Source organism: Comamonas sp. DB36, from assembly GCF_057914905.1.
The window spans coordinates 259,359-282,035 of the sequence record NZ_CP196633.1 but is presented as its reverse complement, the minus strand read 5'-3'; the positions used below and the strand labels follow the sequence as shown (position 1 = coordinate 282,035).

The window sequence follows — 22,677 nt, the reverse complement described above, 5'->3', positions numbered from 1 at the left end:
CTACGGCAATCCACAGAAACCGGTGAATAGTTTCTTCCATAGATGTCAATAGGGAAATCCGCAGGCTTTGACGCCTTCAATTTTGGCTGTTCATTCAGTACACTGAATCATATTCAGCACACTCAATGAGCTGACCCATAAAGACAAGGAGCCTCACGATGTTTCCCAAGAATGCCTGGTATGTGGCGTGCATGTCCGACGAAGTGGGCGCCAAGCCGCTGGGGCGCAAGATCTGCAACGAGCCCATGGTGATCTACCGCAATGCCGCGGGCGCGGCGGTGGCGCTGGAGGACTTCTGCCCGCACCGCGGCGCGCCGCTGTCGCTGGGCACGGTGGTCGACGGCAAGCTGGTCTGCGGCTACCACGGGCTGGAAATGGGCTGCGACGGCAAGACGGTTTCCATGCCGGGCCAGCGCGTGCGCGGCTTTCCGCCGGTGCGCGCGTTTGCCGCGATCGAGCGCTATGGCTTCATCTGGGTCTGGCCGGGCACGGGCGTGCCCACGCCGCTGCACCATCTGGAATGGGCCGAAAGCCCCGACTGGGCCTACGGCGGCGGCCGTTATCACATCCATTGCGACTACCGGCTGATGGTCGACAACCTGATGGACCTGACGCACGAGACCTATGTGCACGCCAGCAGCATCGGCCAGAAGGAGATCGACGAGGCGCCGGTCAATACCAAGGTCGTGGGCGACGAGGTCGTCACCAGCCGCTTCATGGAGAAGATCCATGCGCCGCCGTTCTGGCGCATGGCGCTGCGCGGCAACGGCCTGCCCGACGACCAGCTGGTCGACCGCTGGCAGATCTGCCGCTTCACGCCGCCCAGCCACGTGATGATCGAAGTCGGTGTGGCGCTCGAAGGCAAGGGCGGCTACGACGCGCTGCCCGAGCACAAGGTCTCGAGCATCGTGGTCGACTTCATCACGCCCGAGACCGACACTTCGCACCATTACTTCTGGGGCATGGCGCGCAACTTCAAGCCCCAGGACCAGGCGCTCACGGACACCATACGCGAAGGCCAGGGCAAGATCTTCGCGGAAGACATGGAAATGCTCGAGCGCCAGCAGCAGAACCTGTTGCGCTACCCCGAGCGCAAGCTGCTGATGCTCAACATCGACTCCGGCGGCGTGCAGTCGCGCCGCGTGATCGACCGCTGGCTGCAGGCCGAACGCAATGCGCCCGGTGTCGTTGCCGCGATCGCGACCGCGGGAGCCGCGGCATGAGCGCTGAACTGCTCACCGTGCGCGTGGCGCGCAAGACGCTGGAAACCGAGACCATCTGCCGGCTCGAGCTGGTGGCCGAGCGTGATCAGCCGCTGCCCGCATTCACCGCGGGCGCGCATATCGATGTGCACGCGCCCGGCGGCTTTGTGCGCCAGTACTCGCTGAGCAACCCTCCTGCCGAGACCGGCAGGTATGTGATCGGCGTGCTGCGCGAGAGCGCCTCGCGCGGCGGCTCGGTCGCCATGCACGACGCCGTGGCCGAAGGCGATGTGCTGCAGATCAGCGCGCCGCGAAACCATTTCGAGCTCGCCCAGACCGCGCAGCAGCATCTGCTGTTCGCGGGCGGCATAGGCGTGACGCCCATCCTGAGCATGGCGCGCCACCTGGGCAGCACAGGCCAGGACTTCCGGCTGCACTACTGCACGCGTTCGCGCGCGCACACCGCGTTTGCCGATGCGCTGGCCGCGCCCGAACTCGCGCCCCATGTGGCGCATTATTTTGCCGACGCCGGGCCGGCGCTCGATCCGCTCGCGGCGTTCGGCCCGGTGCGCGCCGGCGTGCATATCTATGCCTGCGGGCCCAAGGGCTTCATGGACTGGGTGCTGGACAGTGCGCGCCAGGCGGGCTGGCCCGAATCTCAACTGCATTGGGAGTTCTTCGCGGGCGAGGCGGTGGACCTGTCGGACGCAGGAAGTTTCGCCGTGAAGATCGCGAGCACCGGCCAGGTGATACCGATCAGTGCGCAGCAGACCGTGACCCAGGCGCTGGCGCTGTGCGGCATAGAGATCCAGATGTCGTGCGAGCAAGGGGTCTGCGGCACCTGCCTGACGCGCGTGCTCGAAGGCATTCCCGAACACAAGGACATGTACCTGACCGAGGAGGAGCAGGCCTTGAACGACCAGTTCACTCCCTGCTGCTCGCGTTCGCGCTCGCCGCTGCTGGTGCTGGACCTGTAGATGGCGGTGCAACCGGCCATGTTCCAGGACCCGGGCGCGGCCCTGGCGCTGGACGACCAGCCCGGGCACCTGATACGGCGCGCGCACCAGATCGCGGTGTCGGTGTTCCACAGCACCATGGGCGGCGACATCACGCCGGTGCAGTACGCGATTCTCAAATGCCTGCAGGCCCAGCCCGGCATAGACCAGGTGACCTTGGCGCAGGAAGTGGCGCTGGACACCTCGTCGGCCGCGCTCACCGCCGTGCGCCTGGAGACCAAGGGCTGGATCGCGCGCCAGCTCGCGCCCAAGCGCCAGCGCTGCCTGTTCCTGACCGCGCAGGGCAGCGACATGCTGCGGCAGATCGACTCCCGCATGCATGCCATGCAGAAGACGTTGCTTGACGATTTCAGCCCGCACGACCAACGCGAATTTCTGCGCCTCCTGCGGCATTTCACCGCGAGCAAGAACGCCATGAGCCGGGCACCTTACCGTCCCCAGGCACGCGAACAGAGCCGGGCGTGACGCCTATGTGGATGGTTTGTCGGACAGCGCCACGCGGTCGAGCAGCGAGATCAGCAAGGCGCGCTCGTCAGGGCTCAGGTCTTGCGCAATGCGCACTTCGTAGCGGCGCGTCTTCTCGTACAGGCTGAGCAGCTCCTGGCGGCCCTTCTCGGTCAGCCGCAGCGAGTAGCTGCGCCGGTCGCCCGGGATGGAGCAGCGCTCGACCAGTTCCAGCGCCTCGAGGTTGTCTATCACCTTGACGATGCTGGCGCGCGTGATGCGCAGCTGCTCGGCGAGCGCGGACTGGTTGGTGCCGGGTTGGGTGCCGATGATCGACAGCGCGGTCATGCGCGCGGGCGAGATGGTGTCCTCGCCATAGGCGGCGAACAGCATTTCGTAGGTGCGGACCTTGGCCCGCTGTATCGCATAGCCCAGCGAATCATGAAGTATGTCGGGCACGTCGCCGGAGGCCGGATTCTTCTGGGCTGCAGCCAGGCTGTTGTCGGCGTTTGGTTTTGCGGCTACGGGATGCGCAGTTTTCAAGGGTTACCTCTAGTTTTTGATCTCAGGCTTTAGATTAGCATGAACTAACTGTTTGCTAGGTAAACAGATTTGCAGGCTAACAAAAGGAGATGACATGAAGTTCACGACCGCGTTGAAACTGTCGCTGGGTGGCCTGGTGCTGGTCAGCCAGGCCACCTGGGCCGATATCCGCATAGGCATCAGCACTTCGTTGACCGGCCCCGGCGCTTCGCTGGGCATTCCGGTGCGCAATGCCTTCGCGATGTGGCCGCAGGAGATGGGCGGGCAAAAGCTGGTGCTGCAGGTGCTCGACGACGCCGGCGACCCGACCATCGCGACCAAGAACGCGCGCCGCTTCTTGGAGGAAAAGGTCGACGTGATCATCGGCGCGGCCAACACGCCGGCGACCATCGCCATCGCCCAGGTGGCCAACGAAGCCGGCGTGCTGCATCTCGCGCCCAACCCGGTCGAGCTGCCGCCGGGCCGCGACACCTGGACGTTCCGCTCGACCATGGATTCGGGCTTCTTCACCGAGGGCCTGCTGGCGCACATGAAGCGCGCGGGCGTCAAGACCGTGGGCTTTCTGGGACTGTCGGATGCCTACGGCGAGGTCTATCTGAAGTCGCTGAACCAGCAGGCCGAGCAGGCCGGCGTGAAGGTGGTGGCGGTGGAGCGCTTCACGCGCGCCGACACCAGCGTCGCCGGACAGACGCTCAAGGTGCTGGCCGCGCGGCCGGACGCGGTGCTGGTGGTGGCCGTGGGCGGTGGTGCGGCCTTGCCGCAAAAAGCCCTGGCCGAGCGCCGCTACAAGGGCAAGGTCTACCACACGCCGGCTTCGGTCTCGGGCGATTTCCTGCGCCTGTCGGGCAAGGATGCCGAAGGCGCGCTGGTCATCTCCGGCCCCGAGCAGGTTCCCGAGCAGCTGCCGGCGTCGCACCCGGGCCGCAAGATCGCCCAGGCGTTCGTCGATGAGTACGAGACCAAGTACGGCGCGGGCTCGCGCACCCAGTTCGCGGCCCATGTCTATGACATCGGCCTGGTGCTGGAAAAGATCATTCCCGTGGCGCTGAAGAAGGCCCAGCCCGGATCGCCGGCCTTTCGCGAGGCCTTGAAGGATGCGCTGGAACACACCGACGGCATCCCGGTGACCAAGGGCGTGCTGCGCTACACGGCGACCAACCACTGGGGCCATGGTCCGGACGCGCGCGCGCTGCTGCGCGTCGACAAGGGCCAGTGGACGCTGATTCCCTGATCTGCGCGCTGCTGCAAAGGAGTCAGATCCATGAATTCGTTTGAGCTGGGCGCGCTGCTGGTGCAGGACGGCGTCACGACCGGCGCCATCTATGCGCTGCTGGGCGTGGCGCTGGTGCTGGTGTTCTCCGTGACGCGCATCATATTTTTCGGCCAGGGTGAGTTCGTCACTTTCGGCGCCTTGACGCTGGCCTGGCTGCAGGCGGGCCAGATGCCCGGCACGGTCTGGCTGCTGCTGGCGATGGCGCTGATCGCCGGCGCGCTCGAGGCTGCAGCCGCGCTGCGCGAAGGCCAGCCGCGCCGGCTGGCGCGCATTGCGCTGTACTACCTGGTGGCACCGGGCGCGCTCAGCGCGCTGATGGTCTGGGCCGCGCCGCGCGGCCTGCCGCTGCTGCTGCAGTGCCTGCTGAGCGTGGCCATCGTCACGCCGCTGGGGCCGCTGCTGTACCGCCTGATCTACCGGCCCATGGCCAATGCCAGCGTGTTGGTGCTGCTGATCACCTCGGTGGGCGTGCATTTCGTGCTCGCCGGCATTGGGCTGTGGCTGTTCGGCGTCGAAGGCTACCGCACGCCTGCGCTGTGGGACGGCGATCTGCTGCTGGGCAATTGGGCGATCAACGGCCAGGGCGTGATCGTGCTTGCTGCGGCTGTTGCGCTGATCGTGCTGCTGGCGCTGGTGTTCGGCTACACCCTGTCCGGCAAGGCCTTGCGCGCCGCCGCCTCCAATGCCACGGGCGCCAAGCTGCTGGGCATCTCGGTCGCGTTCTCGGGGCAGATGTCGTTTGCCATCGCGGCCTTCATCGGCGCGCTGTGCGGCATCCTGATCGCGCCCATCGTGACCATCTACTACGACTCGGGTCTGTTGATCGGACTCAAGGGCTTCGTCGCCGCGATTTTCGGCGGCATGGCCAGCTACGGCTTCACCCTGCTGGGCGCGGTCACCATCGGCATCGTCGAGGCGTTCTCGTCCTTTCTGGCCAGCGCCTACAAGGAAAGCATCGTGTTCCTGCTGGTGATTCCGGTGCTGTGGTGGCTGTCCAGGCGCGGCGGCGCAACCGAGGAGCATTGAATGAAACCCGATTCCTTTTCCCCGGCTGGAGCTGCTGCCGTGGCCGCGGCCCCCGGGCCACGCGCCGGCAGCGTCCGACTGCTCGCGGGCGCGCTGGTGCTGCTGGCTGCGGCCCTGCCGCTGGCGCCCGTGCCCGATCTGTTCATCACCCAGGCCAACTACGTGGGGCTGTACGCGCTGGTGGTGCTGGGCCTGGTGCTGCTGACCGGCATCGCCGGCCTGACTTCGTTCGGCCAGGCGGCGTTCGTGGGCATAGGCGCCTACGCGACCGCCTACTGCACGCTGACGTTCGGCTGGTCGCCCTGGATCACGCTGTTCGTCGGTCTGGGCGCGACCGGCGTCAGCGCCTGGCTCATAGGCACGATCACCATGCGCATGTCGGGCCACTACCTGCCGCTGGCGACCATTGCCTGGAGCATTGCGCTGTATTACCTGTTCGGCAGCGTAGAGGCGCTGGGCAAGTATGACGGTCTGTCCGATCTGCCCAGCATAGGCCTGTTCGGCTGGGACCTGGGTGGCTCGCGCGCCATGTATGCGCTGATCTGGCTCAGTGTCGCGCTGTCGGCCTGGGGCGCACTCAATCTGCTGGACTCGCGGCCCGGGCGCGCCATCCGCGCGCTGCACGGCGGCGTGCAGATGGCCGAGGCCATGGGCGTGGACACCGCGCGCCTCAAGGTCACGGTGTTCGTCCTTGCCGCGCTGCTGGCTTCGGTCTCGGGCTGGCTGTTCGCCCACCTGCAGCGCGCGGTCAACCCCACGCCTTTCGGCCTCGAAGCCAGCCTCAAGTACGTGATCATGCTGGTCGCGGGCGGCATGTCGCACGTGGGCGGCGCGGTGCTGGGCTCCTCTGTCATGACGCTGCTGCAGGACCAGTTGCAGGTGCTGCTGCCGCGCGTGTTCGGTAGCGCGGGCAACTTCGAGGTCATCGTCTTCGGCCTGGTGCTGGTGCTGCTGCTGCGCTTCGCGCCCGGCGGCATGTGGCCCGGCCTGGGCCGCTGGCTGCCCGCGCGCCGCATCGCCGTGGTGCCGGGCGCGCAGGCGCTGGCGCGGCGCACGCCCGTGCCCGCGGGCGAGGCGCTGCTGCAGGTGCGCGGCGTGCAAAAGCGCTTTGGCGGATTGCTGGCGGTCGACGGCGTAGACCTCACGGTCAAGGCCGGCGAGATCGTCGGCCTGATCGGGCCGAACGGCGCGGGCAAGTCGACGACCTTCAATCTGGTCACCGGCGTGCTGCCGCCCAGCGGCGGCGAAGTGCATCTGCGCGGACTGCGCATAGACGGCCGGGCCGCGCGCGAGATCTCGCGCCTGGGGCTGGCGCGCACCTTCCAGCATGTGAAGCTGGTCGCCGACATGAGCGTGCTGGAGAACGTCGCGCTGGGCGCCTACCAGCGCGCCCGGGTGGGCGTGGTCGCGGCCGTGCTGCGGCGCGACCGGCGCATCGAGGCCGCGATGCTGCAGGAGGCCGAGCGCGCGCTGCGCCGCGTCGGTCTGGCCGAGCTGATGCACCGCCCCGCGGGCAGCCTGGCCCTGGGCCAGCAGCGGCTGGTGGAGATCGCGCGCGCGCTGTGCTGCGACCCCGCCGTGCTGCTGCTCGACGAGCCCGCGGCCGGCCTGCGCGCTTTCGAGAAACAGGCCCTGGCCGTGCTGCTGTCGGAGCTGCGCGACGAGGGCATGGGCATTCTGCTGGTGGAGCATGACATGGAATTCGTGATGAAGCTCACCGACCACATCGTGGTGATGGTGTTCGGCCGCAAGATCGCCGAAGGCGCGCCGCAGGTCATACAGACCCACCCGGCCGTGCTCGAAGCCTACCTGGGAGCCGCGCCATGACCGCACCGCTGTTCCAGATCAAGAACTTCGGCGTCTGCTACGGCCAGGTCAGCGCGCTGCAGGACGCCGACCTGGTGCTGGCCGCGGGCAGCGTGGTCACCGTCATCGGTCCCAACGGCGCCGGCAAGTCGACGCTGCTCAACGGGCTGATGGGCCTGCTGCCCAGCACGGGCGAAGTGATCTTCGACGGCCGGCCGCTGGCCGGCATGGGCACCGAGGAGCGCGTGCTGGCCGGCATTTCTCTGGTGCCCGAGCGCCGCGAGCTGTTTGCCGACATGCCCGTGATCGACAACCTGCTACTGGGCAGTTTTCGCCGCCACCGCCTGCGCGACAAGGCGCCGGCCGACCAGCTTGACTGGGTCTACGACCTGTTCCCGCGCCTCAAGGAGCGCTCCAGCCAGCTGGCCGGAACGCTGTCGGGCGGCGAGCGCCAGATGCTGGCCGTGGGCCGGGCCCTGATGGGCAAGCCGCGGCTGCTGATGCTCGACGAGCCCAGCCTGGGCCTGGCGCCGCGCATCGTGCAGGAAATGCTCGATGTGATCGGCGGCCTGCGCGCCCACGGCGTGTCCACGCTGCTGGTCGAGCAGAACGCGCGCGCCGCGCTGGCCCTGGCCGACTACGGCTATGTGCTGGAGAACGGCCGCATCGCGCTGCAGGGGCCGGCCGGCGAACTCGCCAACAACCCGCGCATCGCGCAGAGCTACATGGGCATGACGACCAGCGACGCCGTCGCGCCGGCCGCCGTGCCGAACTGAAACCCCATCGGAGCAAACCAAGCATGAACACCAATACCCTGCAAGAACCGCGTCTGGTCACCCTGGAAATCGACGGCGCCGTCGCCACCATCACGCTCAACCGCCCCGAGAAGCGCAATGCGCTGAGCCTGCGCGTGATCGAGCAGCTGCGCGATTGCTTCGCTGCGCTGCCGGCCACGGTGAGCGTGGCCATCCTGGCCGGCGCCGGCACCCATTTCAGCGCCGGGCTCGATCTGTCCGAGCTGTCCGAGGCCACCGCGGCCGAAGGCATGCAGCATTCGCTGGCCTGGTACGACGCGTTCTCCAAGATCCAGTTCGGCCGCGTGCCGGTGATCGGCGTGCTGCAGGGCGCGGTCGTCGGCGGCGGGCTGGAGCTCGCGTCGTGCCTGCATGTGCGCGTGGCGGAAGAGAGCGCCTACTTCGGCCTGCCCGAAGGCCAGCGCGGCATTTTCCTGGGCGGCGGCGGCTCGGTGCGCGTGAGCAAGCTGATCGGCTTCTCACGCGTCGCAGAAATGATGCTCACCGGCCATGTGGTCAACGCGCAGGAAGGCCATGCCATCGGCCTGGCGCACTACGTGACCCCGGCCGGCGAAGGCATGCGCAAGGCGCGTGAACTGGCCGAGCGCATTGCCGGCAACGCGCCGCTGTCGAACTTCGCCATCCTCAACGCGCTGCCGCTGATCGCCGAGCAGCCCATGTCGCACGGCCTGATGACCGAGGCGCTGATGGCCACCGTCACGCAAAGCGCGCCCGAGGCCAAGCAGCGCGTGGCCGCCTTCCTGGAAAAGCGCGCCGCCAAGGTCGTAAGCCCCGACTGAGCCCATCCCTTCCTTTTCATCGAGTCCCTTGCCATGACCCAACTTCCTCCTTCCATTGGCGGCGCTGCGCGCCTGTCTCTCGATCCCATTTTCCGGCCGCGCTCGGTGGCCATCATCGGCATGTCCGCCAAGCCCGGCTCGGCCGGCCAGGTGGTGCTGGGCAACATGCTCCAAGGCGGCTTCACCGGCACCGTGCACCTGGTGGGGCGCAGCGGCGGCGAGATCATGGGCCGTCCGGTGCTCACCGACGTGGCGCAGCTGCCCGAAGGCGTGGACCTGGCCATCCTGATGCTGCCGTCCGAAGCCGTGCTGGCCAACATCGAGGCCTGCGTGGCGCGCGGCGTGCGCGGCGCGGTCTGCTTTGCGTCCGGCTTTGCCGAGATGGGCGACGCCGGCCGCGAACAGCAGCGGCGCATAGGCGAAGTCGCGCGCGCCGGCGGCCTGGCGCTGCTGGGCCCGAACACCGTGGGCTACTTCAACTATGTGGACGCGTTCACCGTCTTCATGGTCGAGCAGAACATTCCGCCGCCGCTGGACCGCGACGCGGGCCAGGCGGTGGCCGTGGTCGCGCAAAGCGGCGGCATAGGCGCGCACCTCGCGGCCTCGCTGCGCATGCGCGGCGTGCCGCTGTCGTACATGATGACCACCGGCAACGAGGCCCAGCAAGGCCTGGCCGAAATGATCGACTTCTTCGTCGCTGACCCGTACACCGGCGTGATCGTGGTCTATGCCGAGCAGATCCGCAGCGCGCCCGACTTCCTGGCCGCCGCCGGCCGCGCGCGCCAGGCCGGCAAGCCCGTGGTGCTGCTGCACCCCGGGCGCAGCGAGCGCTCGCAGGCCGCGGCCCAGTCGCATACCGGTGCGCTGGCCGGCAACCACGCAGCCATGCACCTGATGGTCGAGCATGCGGGCGTGGTCAACGTCGATACGCTGGAAGAGGCCATCGATCTGGGCCAGCTGCTGCTGCGCTATCCGCAGGCGCCCACGGGCGGCCTGGGCCTGGTCACGGCCTCGGGCGCGCTGTGCGGCATCACCCAGGACTATGTGGAGCCGCTGGGCCTGGACCTGCCCGCGCTGTCGGCCGAGCAGACCGAACGCCTGCGCGAGCATCTGCCCGACTTCACGCCGCCGCGCAACCCGCTGGACCTGGGCACGCTGGTTGCGTGGAAGCCCGAACTGATCTCGCTGGGCACGGCGTCGCTGCTGGCCGACGCGGACCTGGGCAGCGTGCTGGTGTCCCTGCCCATGCCGGGCCCCGAGACCGCCGTGGTCTGGCTGCGCCACTACCTGCAAGGCATCAGCGCCAGCGCCAAGCCCGCGATCCTGGTGATGCAAAGCGAGGACGAGCCGCTGCCGCCGGCGTTCATCGAGGAGGCGCAGCGCAGCGGCGCCATCGTCATGCGTTCGCCCGAACGCGCGCTGCGCGCACTGTCGCGCATCACGCGTTTCGGCCGCGCGCGCGCCGCCCAGGCCGCGCCCGATACCGCGCCCGCGCTGCGCCTCGACGGCCCGCTGGGTCTGGGCAGCGGCACGCAGGCCGAATGGGTGGGCAAGCAGCTGCTGGGCCGGCTGGGCCTGCGCGTGCCTGCGGGCGCGCTGGCGACCACGCCCGATGAAGCCGTGCGCATTGCGGCCGACATCGGCTACCCCGTGGTGCTCAAGGCCCAGGCCGCGACGCTGGCGCACAAGAGCGAGGTCGGCGGCGTGCTGCTGAACATCGCCGACGCGGCCGCGCTGCGCGCCGCCTGGCAGCGCCTGCATGACAACGTGCGCCGCGCCGAGCCGCAGCTGGTGCTCGATGGCGCGCTGGTCGAGAAGATGGGCGAGCGCGGCCTGGAGCTGGTCGTGGGCGCGAGCCGCGACCCCAACTGGGGACCGATCCTGATGGTCGGCCTGGGCGGCATCTGGGTCGAGGCGCTGGGCGATGTGCAGCTGCTCGCGCCCGATCTGCCGCGCAGCGCCATCGTCCAACGCCTGCGCAGCCTCAAGGCCGCCAAGCTGCTCGACGGCTTTCGCGGCGCGCCCGCGGTCGATCTGGACGCGGTCGCCGAGGTGGTCGCGCTGCTGGGCCAACTGATGCTGCAGCACCCCGAGATCACCGAAGTCGACATCAACCCGCTGGTCGCCTACGGCAAGGGCCAGGGCGTCGTGGCGCTGGATGCGCTGATCGTCACGCAGTGAGCGGCGAGCAATCTACAAAGGACTGACAACATGGAACTCCAAGGAACTCCCGTTCTGGTGACGGGCGGCGCGCAAGGCCTGGGCGAGGCCACGGCCGTGCACTTGGCTTCGCTGGGCGCGCGCGTCACGGTGCTCGACATCCAGCTGGAACGCGCCCAGGCCGTGGCCGAGCGCATAGGCGGGCTGGCGCTGCACTGCGACGTCACCGACGCCGACAGCGCCCAGGCGGCGATCGCCGCGGCGCGCGCACGCCACGGCGTGGCGCGCCTGCTGGTGAACTGCGCGGGCGGCGGCGCGGCGCGCCGCGTCGTGGGCAAGGACGGCCCCATGCCCATGGCCGACTTCATCAAGGTGGTGAACCTGAACCTGTTTGGCGCGTTCAACATGACGCGCCTGGCCGCGGCCGAAATGATGGCCGCCGAGCCCGCAGACGCTGTAAATGGCGAGCGCGGCCTGGTGCTGTTCACCGCTTCGGTCGCGGCCTTCGAAGGCCAGGTCGGCCAGGCGGCCTATACCGCGTCCAAGGGTGCGCTCGCGGCGCTGACGATACAGCTGGCGCGCGAGTTCGCGCCGCAGGGCGTGCGCGCCATGGCGGTGGCGCCGGGCATTTTCCACACGCCGCTGCTCGAGACCCTGCCGCTGCCGGCCCAGCAGGCGCTGGCCGACAGCATTCCGTTTCCACGCCGCCTGGGCCGCCCCGAGGAGTTCGCGCAGCTGGTGGCCGACATCGCGCGCAACAGCTACCTCAACGGCGAGGTGATACGCATCGACGGCGCGGTGCGCCTGGCGCCGCGCTGAGCACTATGCTGCACTACACGCCCCCCCTGCGCGAGCTGCGCTTCGTGCTGCACGAAGTGCTGGACGCCGCCCGCCAGCTGCAGGCCCTGCCGGACCACGCCGCGATCGACACCGCGACGCTGGACGCGCTGGCCGAGGAAGCGGGCCGCTTTGCCGCGCAGCGCATCCTGCCGGTCAATGCCGCGGCCGATGCCGCGGGCTGCCGCTGGGCCGACGGTGAAGTGACCATGCCTGCGGGCTTTGCCGACGCCTACCGCGCCTACTGCGAACTGGGCTGGCCGGCGATCTGCGCCGACGCCCGCGTGGGCGGCCAGGCCTTGCCCACGCTGGTGTTCAGCGTCGTCAACGAACTCGTGGCCTCGGCCAGCCATGCGTTCGTGATGATTGCCGCCATCAACCACTGCGCCGCCGCCTGCCTGCGCCATTCGGCCAGCGCCGCGCTGCAGGCGCAATGGCTGCCGGGCCTGGCCAGCGGACGCGTGCTGGCGTCGATGTGCATGACCGAGCCCCAGGCCGGCTCGGACATAGGCCTGCTCACCACGCGCGCCGTGCCGGGCGACCAGGGCAGCTACCGCGTCAGCGGCAGCAAGATCTTCGCCAGCGGCGCCGAGCATGACCTCAGCGACAACATCGTGCATCTGGTGCTGGCGCGCACGCCGGGCGCGCCCGCGGGTTCGCGCGGCATCAGCCTGTTTCTCGTGCCCAAGCGCCTGGAAGGCGGCGAGCGCAACGGCGTGCACTGCGATGGCATAGAGCACAAGATGGGTCTGCATGGCAGCCCGACCTGCGCGCTGCGTTTCGAGCACGCGCGCGGCTGGCTGGTCGGCGAGCTGAATGCGGGCCTGCCCGCGATGTTTCCGATGATGAACGAGGCCAGGCTGCTGTCGGGCCTGCAGGCCGTGGGCCTGAGCGAGCTGGCGCTGCAGAACGCCCGGGGCTATGCGCTCGAGCGCCGCCAGGGCCGCTCGCCCGCGGGCCGCCAGCCCTGCGCGCTGGTCGAGCACCCCGACGTGCAGCGCATGCTGCTGACGCAAAAGGCCTGGACCGAAGGCGGGCGCGCGCTGGTGCACTGGGCGGCGCTGCTGATCGACCAGGCGCGAAGCCATCCCGATGCCGACCAGGCGCGCGCCGCCGGCGAGCTGCTGGGTCTGCTCACTCCCATCATCAAGGGCTTTCTGAGCGAGAACGCGCAGCAGTCCATCAGCCTGGCGCTGCAGACCTTCGGCGGCCACGGCTACATGCGCGACACCGGCATCGAGCAGCTGGTGCGCGATGCGCGCGTGATCACGCTCTACGAAGGAACGACCGGCATCCAGGGCCAGGACCTGCTGCTGCGCAAGGTGCTGGGCGATGGCGGCCGGCGGCTGGAGCTGCTGCAGGCGCAGGTGCGCGATTGGCTCGCGGGCCCCGGCAGCAGCGCCGCCATGGCTGAGTTCGCCGCGCCGCTGGCGCGCCTGCGGGACGAGCTGCAGTCGCTGACCGCGACCCTGGGCGCGCGCGAGCGCGAAACCCCGGGCGCCGCGCTGGCCGCGAGCACGGTCTTCCTGCGCCTGGCCGGCCACCTGGTGCTGGCCTGGCTGTGGGCGCGCATGGCGCAGGCCAGCCTGGAGGGCGCGGGCCGGGGCGATGCCTGGTACGCGCTCAAGCTCGAAACCGCGCGCTTTTATTTCACCCAGATGCTGCCCGAGACGCAGGCGCTGCGCGCCGCGGCGCTGGCACCGGCGACCGACACCGGCGCGCTGCTTGCGGCATCGCACTGACAGGAAAACTCCCCACCATGCAACTCAAAGGACAAGCCTACATCGTGGGCGCTTATGAACACCCGACCCGGCATGCGCTGGACCGCTCGCTGGGCCAGCTGCACGTGGACGTCGCGGCCGGCGCGCTGGCCGACGCCGGCCTGACGTGGGCGGATGTCGATGGCTACTTCTGCGCCGGCGATGTGCCCGGCTGGGAAGCCCAGGGCGCGGGTCCGCTGTCCATGGTCGAGTACCTGGGACTGAACCTGCGCCATCTGGACACCACCGAAAGCTGGGGCTCGGCCTATCTGAACCATGTGGCACATGCGGTCCAGGCGATTGCCGCGGGCAAGTGCCGCGTGGCGCTGATCACCCAGGCGGGCCGGCCACGTGCGGAGAAGTTCTCGCCCGAGGCCAGCCACCGCCTGCAGGCCCAGTCGGCGGCCGAGTCGCCGTTCGAGGCGCCCTATGGTCCGGTGGTGACCAATGTCTACGGCATGTGCGCACAACGCCACATGTACGAGCATGGCACCACCTCCGAACAGCTGGCCTGGATCAAGGTCGCGGCCTCGCACCATGCCCAGCACAACCCGCATGCCATGCTGCGCCAACCGGTGACGGTGCAGGATGTGCTCGATTCGCCCATCGTCGCCACGCCGCTGCACCGGCTCGACTGCTGCGTCATCAGCGACGGCGGCGGCGCGCTGGTCGTGGCCCACCCCGAAGTGGCGCGAAGTCTCAAGCGCCCGCTGGTCACGCCCATAGGCGCGGGCTTTGCGGTCAAGCACCTCAACGGCGGCCATTTCGACATCCTCGCCTCGGGCGGCGTGCAGACCGGGCGCGAGGCCTTTGCCCAGGCGGGCGTGGGCCCGGCCGACATCCAGTACGCCTCGCTCTACGACAGCTTCACCATCACGGTGCTGATGCAGCTGGAGAACCTGGGCTTTTGCGCGCCCGGCAAAGGCGGGCGCTTCGTCGCCGACGGCGGGCTGATCAGCGGCGTCGGCCGCCTGCCCGTCAACACCGACGGCGGCGGCCTGTGCAGCAACCACCCGGGCAACCGCGGCGGCATGACCAAGGTGATAGAGGCCGTGCGCCAGCTGCGCGGCGAAGCCCATCCCCAAGTGCAGGTGCGCGATTGCCGGCTCGCGCTGGCGCACGGCACCGGCGGCCAACTTGGCGCGCGCCACGGCAGCGCCACCCTGATCCTGGAACGAGAGGCCTGAACATGCAAGACCGCATCCCCCCATCGCCGCAAATCTGGCCCGAGACCGCCGCCTATTGGGACGCGGCCAATGAAGGCCGGCTAATGCTGCGCCGCTGCCTCGACACCGGCCGCGCCTACCACTATCCGCGCCCGCACAGTCCGTTCACCGGCAGCGACAACACCGAATGGATGCCGGCCAGCGGCAAGGGCACGGTGTATTCGCTCAGCGTGCTGCCGCGCGCCCAGCCGCCGTACTGCATCGCCTATGTTGCGCTGGCCGAGGGTCCTATCATGCTGAGCAATCTCCTGGCCGATGACCTGTCGAGCCTGCGCATAGGCCAGCCGGTGCAGGTGCGCTTCGTGGCCAGCGCCGACGGCCAGATGGTTCCCATGTTCGAGCCCTGCTGAAAGGGCGCGCCATGCTTGCCAGCGTCACTTCTTTGCGCCCCGCGATGCCGGCCCCGCCCGCCCTGGCGCGGGTCACGCCAACTGCCGACGACGACGGCGCCTGCGCGCCCGGTTGGCTGCCGCACTTTCGCGGCCTGCGCGCCATGGTGGCCGTGGCCGAGCAGGGCACGGTGGTGCGCGCGGCCGAAGTGCTGCACCTGTCGCAACCCGCGGTCACGCGCGCGCTGCGCGGTCTGGAAGATGTGCTGGGCTTTGCGCTGTTCGAGCGCTGCGCGCGCGGCATGCTGCCCACGCCGGCCGGGCGCATCCTGACCGAGCGCGCGCGCCGTGCATTCTCCGAGCTGGAGCAGGCCAGCGCCGCGATCACCATGCTCGCCGGTGCGGGCCGCAAGGCCCAGGGCCAGCGCTTCGCCGCCATGGTGGCGCCGCATCTGCTCGACAGCCTGGTGGCCGTGGCCGAGCAGGGCAGCGGGCCGCAGGCAGGCCACAAGCTGGGCCGCAGCCAGCCCACGGTGCACCGCAATCTGGCCGAGCTGGAACACCTGGCCGGCGTGGTGCTGTTCAATCGCACGGCGTTCGGCACGCGGCTGACCGAGGCCGGCGAGACCCTGCTGTGCGGCGTCAAGCGCGCGCTGGCCTCGCTGGCCGTGGCGCACGAGGAACTCGCGCCCTTCGGCGGCCGGCCCACGGCCCAGGTGCGCATCGGGGCCCTGCCATTGTCCATAGGCGTGCTGGTCCCGCAGGCCGTGGACCGCCTGCTGAGTGCCTGTCCGCACCTTCAGGTGACCATCGTCGACGGCACCTATGACGCGCTGGTGCAGCAGCTGCGCCGCGCCGAGATCGACCTGATCGTCGGTGCGCTGCGGCCTCTGGGGGCGCCGCGCGACCTGGTGCAGGAGCCGCTGTTCCAGGACCGGCTGATGCTGGTCGCGCGTGCCGGCCATCCTTGCCTCTCCCAGCCGCCGCGTTGCCTGGCCGAGTTGATGGGCCACGCCTGGATCGTGCCGTTGCCGCAGACACCGGCGCGGCTGGTGTTCGAGCGCCTGTTCCGGAGCGCCGACCTGCCGCTGCCGGCCGCGCGCCTGCAGGTCAACAGCCCGGCCCTGGTGCGCACGCTGCTGCTGGGCAGCGACCGCCTGGCGCTGCTGTCGCCGCTGCAGATCGAGGCCGAACTGCGCAGCGGCCAGCTGGCCGTCGTGCCGCTGCCCGGCCTCGATGCCAGCCGCACCATAGGTGCGTCCACACGCCTGGGGGGCAGCCTCTCACCCGCGGTGCTGGCCTTGCTGGACGAGCTGCGCGCGGTGGCCGGGCAGTTTGCCGCGACCCTGACCGATACGCGCCTGCCCGCGGCCTGATGCCCGCCCCGGCGGCTGTCCGGGTCATTGCGGATATCGGCAATAAGCATGGCGCGCGGGTCGAATCGCATTGGCCGTCCCTGGGGTGAACTGAGATGCTGCGATGCATCACAGCCCCAAGAGGAGACCGCTTCCATGAACCTGCCCCGCCACTTTCTTTGCAGCGCCGCGGCGCTTCCCCTGCTGCTGAGCGCCTGCGGCGGCGACGGCGCACCGCAGGCGAGCGCGCCGCCGCCCCAGTTATCGAAGGCCCAGGGCGGCGCGCTGCAGGCCTGCGCCACGCTCAGTGCCGTATCCCTGCCCAACACGCGTTTCACTTCCGCCGCTGTCGTTCCGGCCGGCGCGTTGGCCGGCCAGCAGGCGCCTGAGCACTGCCTGGTGCAGGGCCTGATGCACGAACGCACGGGCGTCAACGGCAACTACGCGATAGGCTTCGAGATGCGCCTGCCCAAGGCCTGGAACGGGCGCTTCTTCTACCAGGCCAACGGCGGCGGCGACGGCGTGGTGGCCACGGCCGTGGGCGCGTCCGGCCCAGGCACGGACACCACGGCGCTGTCCATGGGTTTTGCCGTGCTCAGCTCGGACGCGGGCCACAACGGCGCGCAGAACAATGCAGGCCCCGGGCATTTCGGGCTGGACCCGCAGGCGCGGCTGGACTACGGCTACCAGGCCGTGGCCAAGCTCACGCCCATGGGCCGCAAGGTGGTGAACGCGGCCTATGGCAAGGAGCCGGACCGCATGTACCTGGGCGGCTGCTCCAACGGCGGGCGCCACGCCATGGTTGCGGCCAGTCGCTATGCCGCGCAATATGACGGCATTCTGGCCGGCAACCCGGGCTTCAACCTGCCCAAGTCGGCGGTGCAGGGCGCCTGGGACACGCAGTGGCTCAACACCGTGGCCGATTCCACGGCCGCGCTGTCCAGCGCTTTCACGTCCGCCGAACTGAACCTCGTGGCCGACCGCGTGCTGGCGCGCTGCGACGCGCTCGACGGCCTCAAGGACGGCATGGTGCTCGACGTGCAGGCCTGCCAGACCACGTTCAAGCTGGACCTGGACGTGCCCACCTGCAGCGGCGCGCGCGACGGCAGCTGCCTGAGCGCGGCGCAGAAAACCGCGATGGGCAAGATCTTCGGCGGCGCCAAGAATGTCGCAGGCACGGCGCTGCATGCAAGTTTCCCCTATGACCCGGGAATGCGCAGCGGCGGCTGGTCGGTCTGGAAGTACTTCATCAACACCACGCTGGGCGCGGGCTCGCTGCCCTACATCTTCACCACGCCGCCCAACGCGCTGGCGCCGACGGCGCTCGTGGACGGCCTGCTGAACTACAGCATGGACAAGGACGCGCCCAAGATCGGTACCACGGGCGGCCTGTTCACCGAATCGGCGCTGGCGTTCATGACGCCGCCCGACGCCGACCGGCTGTTCACGCTGCGCGAGCGCGGCGCCAAGCTCATGGTCTACCACGGCACGGCCGACCCGGCGTTTTCGTCGGACGACACGGCCAACTGGTACACGGCGCTGCGCAAGACCCATGGCGAGGACACGCCCAACTTCGCGCGCTACTACCCCGTGGCCGGCATGAACCACTGCTCGGGCGGGGTCGCCACCGACCGCTTTGACATGCTCACGGCGCTCGTCGACTGGGTCGAGGACGGCCGTGCGCCCGACCGCATCACAGCGTCCGTGCGTCCGGCCAATGCCGATCTGGCCGCGACCGGCTGGTCCAGCGCCCGCACCCGGCCGCTGTGCCCTTTCCCCAAGGTCGCGCGCTACCAGGGCGGCAATACCGAATCGGCCGCGAGCTTCGCCTGCGAATGACGCCCGCCACCGGCCCGGGGCATGGGCCGGTGATTGGGGTTAGTCCGGGGCTATCGACAAAACGAATGGGTCGCGATGCGAATGGCATTGGTCGCGCAGCCGGCTTGCTGAGAAGCTGACGGCAGTGCCAATGAGCACCTATTCCTACGAATCCATACTTATATTTCAGGAGACAAAAACATGGCATTGCGCAAACTCACCCTCATCGCCGCGGCTTCGCTGGGCGCGCTGGCCAGCCTGGGCGTGCAGGCCCAGACCGCCGCGTCTAGCTCGTCGGTGACCATCTGGGGCGTGGTCGACGCCTTTGCGGGACGCCAGCAGCTGTCGGGGCGCGACGCAACCACGGTCGTGGGCTCGGGCGGCCTGACGACTTCGCGCGTGGCTTTCCTCGGATCCGAGGACCTGGGCGGGGGCCTGCGCGCGAACTTCAACCTGCAGATGTTCCTGCGCCCCGATTCGGGCGACCTGGGCCGCTTTCCCGGCGATGTCGCGTTTGCGGGCCGCTCCACCGTGGGCCTGAGCGGCAACTTCGGCGAGTTCAACATGGGGCGCATGAATTCGCCGCTGTTCTTCACGCTGATGCGCCAGGACGTGTTCGGCCTGGCCGCGCTGGGCCCTATGTTCCAGCACATGTTCCCCGGCGGCCAGCCGATTGCGGCGCCGCAGGCCGTGACCGACAGCACCATCAACAACGGCCTGCAGTACGCCACGCCCAACTTCGGCGGCTTTCGCGGCGCCGTGCATTACGGCATGTCCGAGACCAGCCCGCACAGGGGCCGCTCCGGCTACAGCCTGAGCTATATCAACCAGGGCCTGGACGTGGCGATCGCGGGCGACCACATCAAGGCCGGTCCGCTGGTCGCGGGCGAGTCCAAGCAGACTTCGCAGCTGGTCAGCGCGTCCTATGACTTCGGCAGCTTCAAGCTGGTGGGCATCGCCCAGCGCCAGAAGCAGGAAGTGCTGCGCAACACCTACAAGATCTACAACCTGGGCGCGAGCATTCCGGTGATGGGCGCGCACAAGGTGCTGGTGTCGTACTCGCATACCGACCTGGACGCCGTGGTCGGCGACCGCACGCGCAAGACCCTGGCCCTGTCCTATAACCACTATCTGTCCAAGCGCACCGACCTCTACGTGCTCGCGAGCTCGGACAAGGTCAGCGACCTCAAGCGCGGCACGACGCTGGTCGGCGGCATCCGCCACCGTTTCTGAACGGTGGGGCCCGTGTCCGGTCTTGCGCCAGGCCGACGCGGGCGTTCAAAGGTTCATGCTGTGGCGCTGGATGGTCGCGTGTTCGCGCAGCAGCATCTCGGCGCGTGACGATTCCCTGCGCTCCAGTGCCTCGACGATGTAGTGGTGCTGGCGATGCGCATAGACCAGGTCCGCGAGCGCGACCGCATCGGGCGCGTCGCCTGACGGCGCGTCGCCAAACGCAATCGTCGCCGGCGAGACGAACGGCACCACGGCGCAGCGCTCCACGAGTTCGGAAATCAGCGGCCGGTCCGCGGCCTGCAGCAGCAGCCGGTGGAAGCGGGCATTCATTTCGCCATACGCGTAGTTCGATGCCGAGATGTCGTCTCTGTCGGCCAGGATGGCATCGCCCTGGGTCAGGCAGGCATGGAACTCGGCCTGGATGTCCGCGCGCAGGCCGCGCTCGGCCGCGATCTTTGCCGCCATCCCTTCAAGCGTTCCCCGGGTTTCGAGCGCCGTGAGACTTTCTTCGTGGGTGAACGCGCGCACGGCGAAGCCGCGCTTGCCCACCGGCGTCAGCAGCCCGTCCTTTTCCAGCGCGGGCAGTGCCTGGCGCACCGGCGTTCTCGACAGCCCCAGCATTTCGGACAGCGCGGCCTCGGTGATGCGCGTGCCCGGCGCCAGCCGTCCCTGAAGAATCAGTTCGCGGATCTTGATCGCGGCATTGAGGTGCAGCTTCTGCAGGCTGGCCTGGGTCATGGGTCGCAGTGGATGTGATTTGGGATTCCAAGTGTAGCCAAGTTGTGTTGCGGCGCGCAGCCTTGGTGGAATTTGGAGTCCCAAAGCATTGAATCTTGCCAATATTTCCCGGGTTTTTACCTATTTGGAATCCCAAATGGCCTAATAACAATACAGGAAACCCAAAAAATCGTTGTTTGGGATTCCAAATGCCAAAGACCCACGGAGAATCGAATTGAATCCCACCACCATGACCGTCGAGGTCGCCGGTGTGCGCGAGCTCACGCCCCGGGTGCGCGAATACCAGCTGGTCGCAGCGCCCGGCCAGGCCCTGGCACGCTATGACCCGGGCGCGCATATCGCGCTGCATCTGACGTCGCCCGAACTCGGCGCGTTCGTGCGCCACTACTCCCTGGTGGGCGGGCCTGCCGACGGTGTGGCGTGCTATCGCATTGCCGTGCAGCGCGAGGACCGCGCCCAGGGCTCGGATTTCATCCATCGCACTTTCGCCCAAGGCACGCGGCTGCAGATTTCCGCGCCGCGCAACAACTTCCTGCTGGGGCGCAACGACGCGCGCAGCCTGCTGATTGCCGGCGGCATAGGCATCACGCCCATCTACGCCATGCTGGCCAGCGTGGTGCGGCGCAACAAGGACTTTGCGTTCGTCTACAGCGGCCGCACGGCCGAGCAGCTCGCCTACCGCGACGAGGCCATGCAGCTGGCGGGCGCGCGCGGCCGGCTGCACCTGAGCGGCGAAGACGGCGCGAACCTGCTGGACCTGCGCGCCTTGCTGGCCGCGCAAGGCCCCGACACCACGGTCTATGTCTGCGGCCCCGCCGGCATGGTGCAGGCCACCCACGAGACCGCGGCCGCACTCGGCTGGGAGGCGGGCCGCGTGCGCAGCGAGTTCTTCGGCGTGGCCGGCAGCCCGCACGACGTGGCGTTCGAGGTGCACCTGGCGAAGTCGGGCCGCTGCATCTCCGTGGGCAGGAACAGCTCCATCCTGGAAGCGCTCACGGCCGCGGGCGTCGAGCTGCTCTACGACTGCCGGCGCGGCGAGTGCGGGCTGTGCCCGCTGACCGTGCTTGCAGCCGACGGGCCCATAGAGCACCGCGACCGCTACCTGAGCGCCGAGGAGCGCGCCGCCGGCAACACGCTATGCCTTTGCGTATCCCGCATCCAGGGCCAATCCCTGACCCTGGACGCCTGAGCCCCGTTGGAGAAAAATTCATGAGCAATATTCACGCCCTCAAGTCCGCGGGCGACGTCGCCGCACTGCGTCCCGGCTACGCGGATCAGGACACGCCGCTGGTGCGCAACTGCTGGTATGTGGCCGGGCGCAGCAGCGAAATCGGCCGCGAACTGCTGCAGCGCCGGATTCTCGGCGTCGACGTGGCGCTGTACCGCACGCTCGCGGGCGCGCCGGTCGCCGTGCGCAACCGCTGCCCGCACCGCTCCTTTCCGCTGGCCAAGGGCAAGCTCGAAGGCGACATCCTGGTCTGCGGCTACCACGGCATGCAGTTCGATGCCTCGGGGCGCTGCGCCAAGATGCCCTCCATGCCGATCTCGCCGAGCAATGCCAACGTGCGCAGCTTTGCGCTGGTGGAACGCTTTCCGCTGGTGTGGATCTGGATGGGCGAGCCCGATCTGGCCGACGAGTCGCTGGTGCCCGATACCTCCTGGCTGTCGGACCCCGCGCAGCGCAGCGTGACCGGCGCCTTCTTCATGCGCTCGGACTATGTGGCCATGCACGAGAACCTGCTGGACCAGACGCATTTTCCCTTCCTGCATCCGGGCACGGTCGGCACCCCCGAGTACGCGCGCTCCAAGCTCGATGTGCGCGAAGACGGCGAGCAGATCGTCATTGACCGCGCGCTGCGCAATTCGCCGCCTCCCGGCATCTATGGCGTGCCGGCCGGCATCATGCACAAGCGCGTGGACCGGCTCTCCGAAGCACGCTTCATCTCGCCGGCCATGCACGTGGCCTTCGCGCAGATCCTGGACCATGCGCCCGACGGCGACGCGCCGGGCCGCTACCGCTTCAACATCACCCACCTGATCACACCCGAGACCCAGCACACCATCCACTACTGGTGGTTCAACACGCGCGACTTCAAGCTGGACGACGCCCAGGCCGACCACCACCTGCAGACCGCCTCGGAGCAGGCCTATCTCGAGGACGTGGATGCGCTCGAATGGATTTCGGAGGTGGTGCGCAAGGACGCCGAGCCGCAGTTCGACCTCAACTTCGCACCCGACAAGCCGGGTCTGCTGATGCGCAGAAACCTGTATCGCATGGCGGCGCGGGAAGCAGCTGCGGCGCTGCGCTGAACGCGCG

The 22,677-nt window shown here is 68.9% G+C and carries 20 protein-coding genes; 18 read left to right on the top strand and 2 right to left on the bottom strand.

Annotated elements, in window-relative coordinates; genetic code table 11:
- Positions 1-158: 158 nt before the first annotated feature.
- The 3 genes from ACSVDO_RS25695 to ACSVDO_RS25685 are packed head-to-tail and all read left to right on the top strand — an operon-like array spanning position 159 to position 2,683.
- Entirely contained in the window at positions 159-1,223 is a 1,065-nt protein-coding gene (locus tag ACSVDO_RS25695) for a Rieske 2Fe-2S domain-containing protein (RefSeq protein ID WP_489597889.1), read from the top strand.
- Positions 1,220-2,179, top strand: coding sequence for a PDR/VanB family oxidoreductase (locus ACSVDO_RS25690; protein WP_489597888.1), 960 nt, complete (start codon positions 1,220-1,222; stop codon positions 2,177-2,179). Before ACSVDO_RS25695 ends, ACSVDO_RS25690 begins: the two co-directional genes overlap by 4 nt.
- On the top strand, positions 2,180-2,683 hold the full coding sequence (locus ACSVDO_RS25685; protein WP_332537160.1) for a MarR family winged helix-turn-helix transcriptional regulator: 504 nt from the start codon (positions 2,180-2,182) through the stop codon (positions 2,681-2,683).
- Between the two features lie 3 nt (positions 2,684-2,686).
- Here ACSVDO_RS25685 and ACSVDO_RS25680 read toward each other — a convergent pair whose 3' ends face one another.
- Complete coding sequence (locus ACSVDO_RS25680) at positions 2,687-3,205, bottom strand: MarR family winged helix-turn-helix transcriptional regulator (protein WP_489597887.1); 519 nt, start codon at positions 3,203-3,205, stop codon at positions 2,687-2,689.
- 94 nt (positions 3,206-3,299) lie between these two features.
- Between ACSVDO_RS25680 and ACSVDO_RS25675 the strand changes: the two genes are divergently transcribed.
- The 13 genes from ACSVDO_RS25675 (at position 3,300) to ACSVDO_RS25615 (ending at position 19,622) form a co-directional block, all read left to right on the top strand.
- Entirely contained in the window at positions 3,300-4,436 is a 1,137-nt protein-coding gene (locus tag ACSVDO_RS25675; protein WP_489597886.1) for an ABC transporter substrate-binding protein, read from the top strand.
- Positions 4,437-4,466: 30 nt separating this feature from the next.
- Positions 4,467-5,504, top strand: coding sequence for a branched-chain amino acid ABC transporter permease (locus ACSVDO_RS25670; protein ID WP_489597885.1), 1,038 nt, complete (start codon positions 4,467-4,469; stop codon positions 5,502-5,504).
- The gene (locus tag ACSVDO_RS25665) at positions 5,505-7,331 is read left to right on the top strand and encodes a branched-chain amino acid ABC transporter ATP-binding protein/permease (protein ID WP_489597884.1); all 1,827 of its coding nucleotides are present in this window, start codon (positions 5,505-5,507) and stop codon (positions 7,329-7,331) included. It abuts the gene before it with no gap.
- Positions 7,328-8,086 (top strand): ABC transporter ATP-binding protein, encoded by a 759-nt coding sequence (locus ACSVDO_RS25660; RefSeq protein WP_489597883.1) that lies wholly within the window; start codon positions 7,328-7,330, stop codon positions 8,084-8,086. The genes ACSVDO_RS25665 and ACSVDO_RS25660 overlap by 4 nt, the downstream gene beginning before the upstream one ends.
- 23 nt (positions 8,087-8,109) lie before the next feature.
- Positions 8,110-8,904, top strand: a complete 795-nt coding sequence (locus ACSVDO_RS25655; protein ID WP_332537150.1) for a crotonase/enoyl-CoA hydratase family protein — start codon at positions 8,110-8,112, stop codon at positions 8,902-8,904.
- Positions 8,905-8,937: 33 nt separating this feature from the next.
- A complete protein-coding gene (locus ACSVDO_RS25650; protein ID WP_489597882.1) occupies positions 8,938-11,085 on the top strand; it encodes an acetate--CoA ligase family protein in 2,148 nt (715 codons plus the stop codon).
- A gap of 30 nt (positions 11,086-11,115) precedes the next feature.
- Positions 11,116-11,883, top strand: a complete 768-nt coding sequence (locus ACSVDO_RS25645) for an SDR family NAD(P)-dependent oxidoreductase (protein WP_332537146.1) — start codon at positions 11,116-11,118, stop codon at positions 11,881-11,883.
- Between the two features lie 5 nt (positions 11,884-11,888).
- Positions 11,889-13,643 carry an acyl-CoA dehydrogenase gene (locus tag ACSVDO_RS25640; RefSeq protein WP_489597881.1) on the top strand — a complete coding sequence of 585 codons (1,755 nt, stop codon included), beginning with the start codon at positions 11,889-11,891 and terminating at the stop codon, positions 13,641-13,643.
- Positions 13,644-13,660: 17 nt separating this feature from the next.
- A complete protein-coding gene (locus ACSVDO_RS25635) occupies positions 13,661-14,848 on the top strand; it encodes a thiolase domain-containing protein (RefSeq protein ID WP_489597880.1) in 1,188 nt (395 codons plus the stop codon).
- A gap of 2 nt (positions 14,849-14,850) precedes the next feature.
- Positions 14,851-15,237, top strand: coding sequence for a Zn-ribbon domain-containing OB-fold protein (locus ACSVDO_RS25630; RefSeq protein ID WP_489597879.1), 387 nt, complete (start codon positions 14,851-14,853; stop codon positions 15,235-15,237).
- Between the two features lie 44 nt (positions 15,238-15,281).
- Entirely contained in the window at positions 15,282-16,592 is a 1,311-nt protein-coding gene (locus tag ACSVDO_RS25625; RefSeq protein ID WP_489597878.1) for a LysR family transcriptional regulator, read from the top strand.
- Between the two features lie 135 nt (positions 16,593-16,727).
- Positions 16,728-18,410 (top strand): tannase/feruloyl esterase family alpha/beta hydrolase, encoded by a 1,683-nt coding sequence (locus ACSVDO_RS25620; protein WP_489597877.1) that lies wholly within the window; start codon positions 16,728-16,730, stop codon positions 18,408-18,410.
- 180 nt (positions 18,411-18,590) lie between these two features.
- The gene (locus ACSVDO_RS25615) at positions 18,591-19,622 is read left to right on the top strand and encodes a porin (RefSeq protein ID WP_489597876.1); all 1,032 of its coding nucleotides are present in this window, start codon (positions 18,591-18,593) and stop codon (positions 19,620-19,622) included.
- 45 nt (positions 19,623-19,667) lie between these two features.
- Here ACSVDO_RS25615 and ACSVDO_RS25610 read toward each other — a convergent pair whose 3' ends face one another.
- Positions 19,668-20,360, bottom strand: a complete 693-nt coding sequence (locus ACSVDO_RS25610) for a GntR family transcriptional regulator (protein ID WP_489597875.1) — start codon at positions 20,358-20,360, stop codon at positions 19,668-19,670.
- A 214-nt stretch (positions 20,361-20,574) separates the two neighbouring features.
- On the opposite strand from ACSVDO_RS25610, the gene ACSVDO_RS25605 reads away from it, so the two are divergent.
- Positions 20,575-21,549 carry a PDR/VanB family oxidoreductase gene (locus ACSVDO_RS25605; RefSeq protein ID WP_489597874.1) on the top strand — a complete coding sequence of 325 codons (975 nt, stop codon included), beginning with the start codon at positions 20,575-20,577 and terminating at the stop codon, positions 21,547-21,549.
- Between the two features lie 20 nt (positions 21,550-21,569).
- The gene (locus ACSVDO_RS25600; protein WP_332549630.1) at positions 21,570-22,670 is read left to right on the top strand and encodes an aromatic ring-hydroxylating dioxygenase subunit alpha; all 1,101 of its coding nucleotides are present in this window, start codon (positions 21,570-21,572) and stop codon (positions 22,668-22,670) included.
- Positions 22,671-22,677: the final 7 nt, after the last annotated feature.

What these genes read in the sequence shown, in the direction of transcription:
- ACSVDO_RS25695 (WP_489597889.1), top strand. Translation starts at nt 159, where the DNA reads ATGTTTCCCAAGAATGCCTGGTATGTGGCGTGCATGTCCGACGAAGTG.
- ACSVDO_RS25690 (WP_489597888.1), top strand. Translation starts at nt 1,220, where the DNA reads ATGAGCGCTGAACTGCTCACCGTGCGCGTGGCGCGCAAGACGCTGGAA.
- ACSVDO_RS25685 (WP_332537160.1), top strand. Translation starts at nt 2,180, where the DNA reads ATGGCGGTGCAACCGGCCATGTTCCAGGACCCGGGCGCGGCCCTGGCG.
- ACSVDO_RS25675 (WP_489597886.1), top strand. Translation starts at nt 3,300, where the DNA reads ATGAAGTTCACGACCGCGTTGAAACTGTCGCTGGGTGGCCTGGTGCTG.
- ACSVDO_RS25670 (WP_489597885.1), top strand. Translation starts at nt 4,467, where the DNA reads ATGAATTCGTTTGAGCTGGGCGCGCTGCTGGTGCAGGACGGCGTCACG.
- ACSVDO_RS25665 (WP_489597884.1), top strand. Translation starts at nt 5,505, where the DNA reads ATGAAACCCGATTCCTTTTCCCCGGCTGGAGCTGCTGCCGTGGCCGCG.
- ACSVDO_RS25660 (WP_489597883.1), top strand. Translation starts at nt 7,328, where the DNA reads ATGACCGCACCGCTGTTCCAGATCAAGAACTTCGGCGTCTGCTACGGC.
- ACSVDO_RS25655 (WP_332537150.1), top strand. Translation starts at nt 8,110, where the DNA reads ATGAACACCAATACCCTGCAAGAACCGCGTCTGGTCACCCTGGAAATC.
- ACSVDO_RS25650 (WP_489597882.1), top strand. Translation starts at nt 8,938, where the DNA reads ATGACCCAACTTCCTCCTTCCATTGGCGGCGCTGCGCGCCTGTCTCTC.
- ACSVDO_RS25645 (WP_332537146.1), top strand. Translation starts at nt 11,116, where the DNA reads ATGGAACTCCAAGGAACTCCCGTTCTGGTGACGGGCGGCGCGCAAGGC.
- ACSVDO_RS25640 (WP_489597881.1), top strand. Translation starts at nt 11,889, where the DNA reads ATGCTGCACTACACGCCCCCCCTGCGCGAGCTGCGCTTCGTGCTGCAC.
- ACSVDO_RS25635 (WP_489597880.1), top strand. Translation starts at nt 13,661, where the DNA reads ATGCAACTCAAAGGACAAGCCTACATCGTGGGCGCTTATGAACACCCG.
- ACSVDO_RS25630 (WP_489597879.1), top strand. Translation starts at nt 14,851, where the DNA reads ATGCAAGACCGCATCCCCCCATCGCCGCAAATCTGGCCCGAGACCGCC.
- ACSVDO_RS25625 (WP_489597878.1), top strand. Translation starts at nt 15,282, where the DNA reads ATGCCGGCCCCGCCCGCCCTGGCGCGGGTCACGCCAACTGCCGACGAC.
- ACSVDO_RS25620 (WP_489597877.1), top strand. Translation starts at nt 16,728, where the DNA reads ATGAACCTGCCCCGCCACTTTCTTTGCAGCGCCGCGGCGCTTCCCCTG.
- ACSVDO_RS25615 (WP_489597876.1), top strand. Translation starts at nt 18,591, where the DNA reads ATGGCATTGCGCAAACTCACCCTCATCGCCGCGGCTTCGCTGGGCGCG.
- ACSVDO_RS25610 (WP_489597875.1), bottom strand. Translation starts at nt 20,360, where the DNA reads ATGACCCAGGCCAGCCTGCAGAAGCTGCACCTCAATGCCGCGATCAAG.
- ACSVDO_RS25600 (WP_332549630.1), top strand. Translation starts at nt 21,570, where the DNA reads ATGAGCAATATTCACGCCCTCAAGTCCGCGGGCGACGTCGCCGCACTG.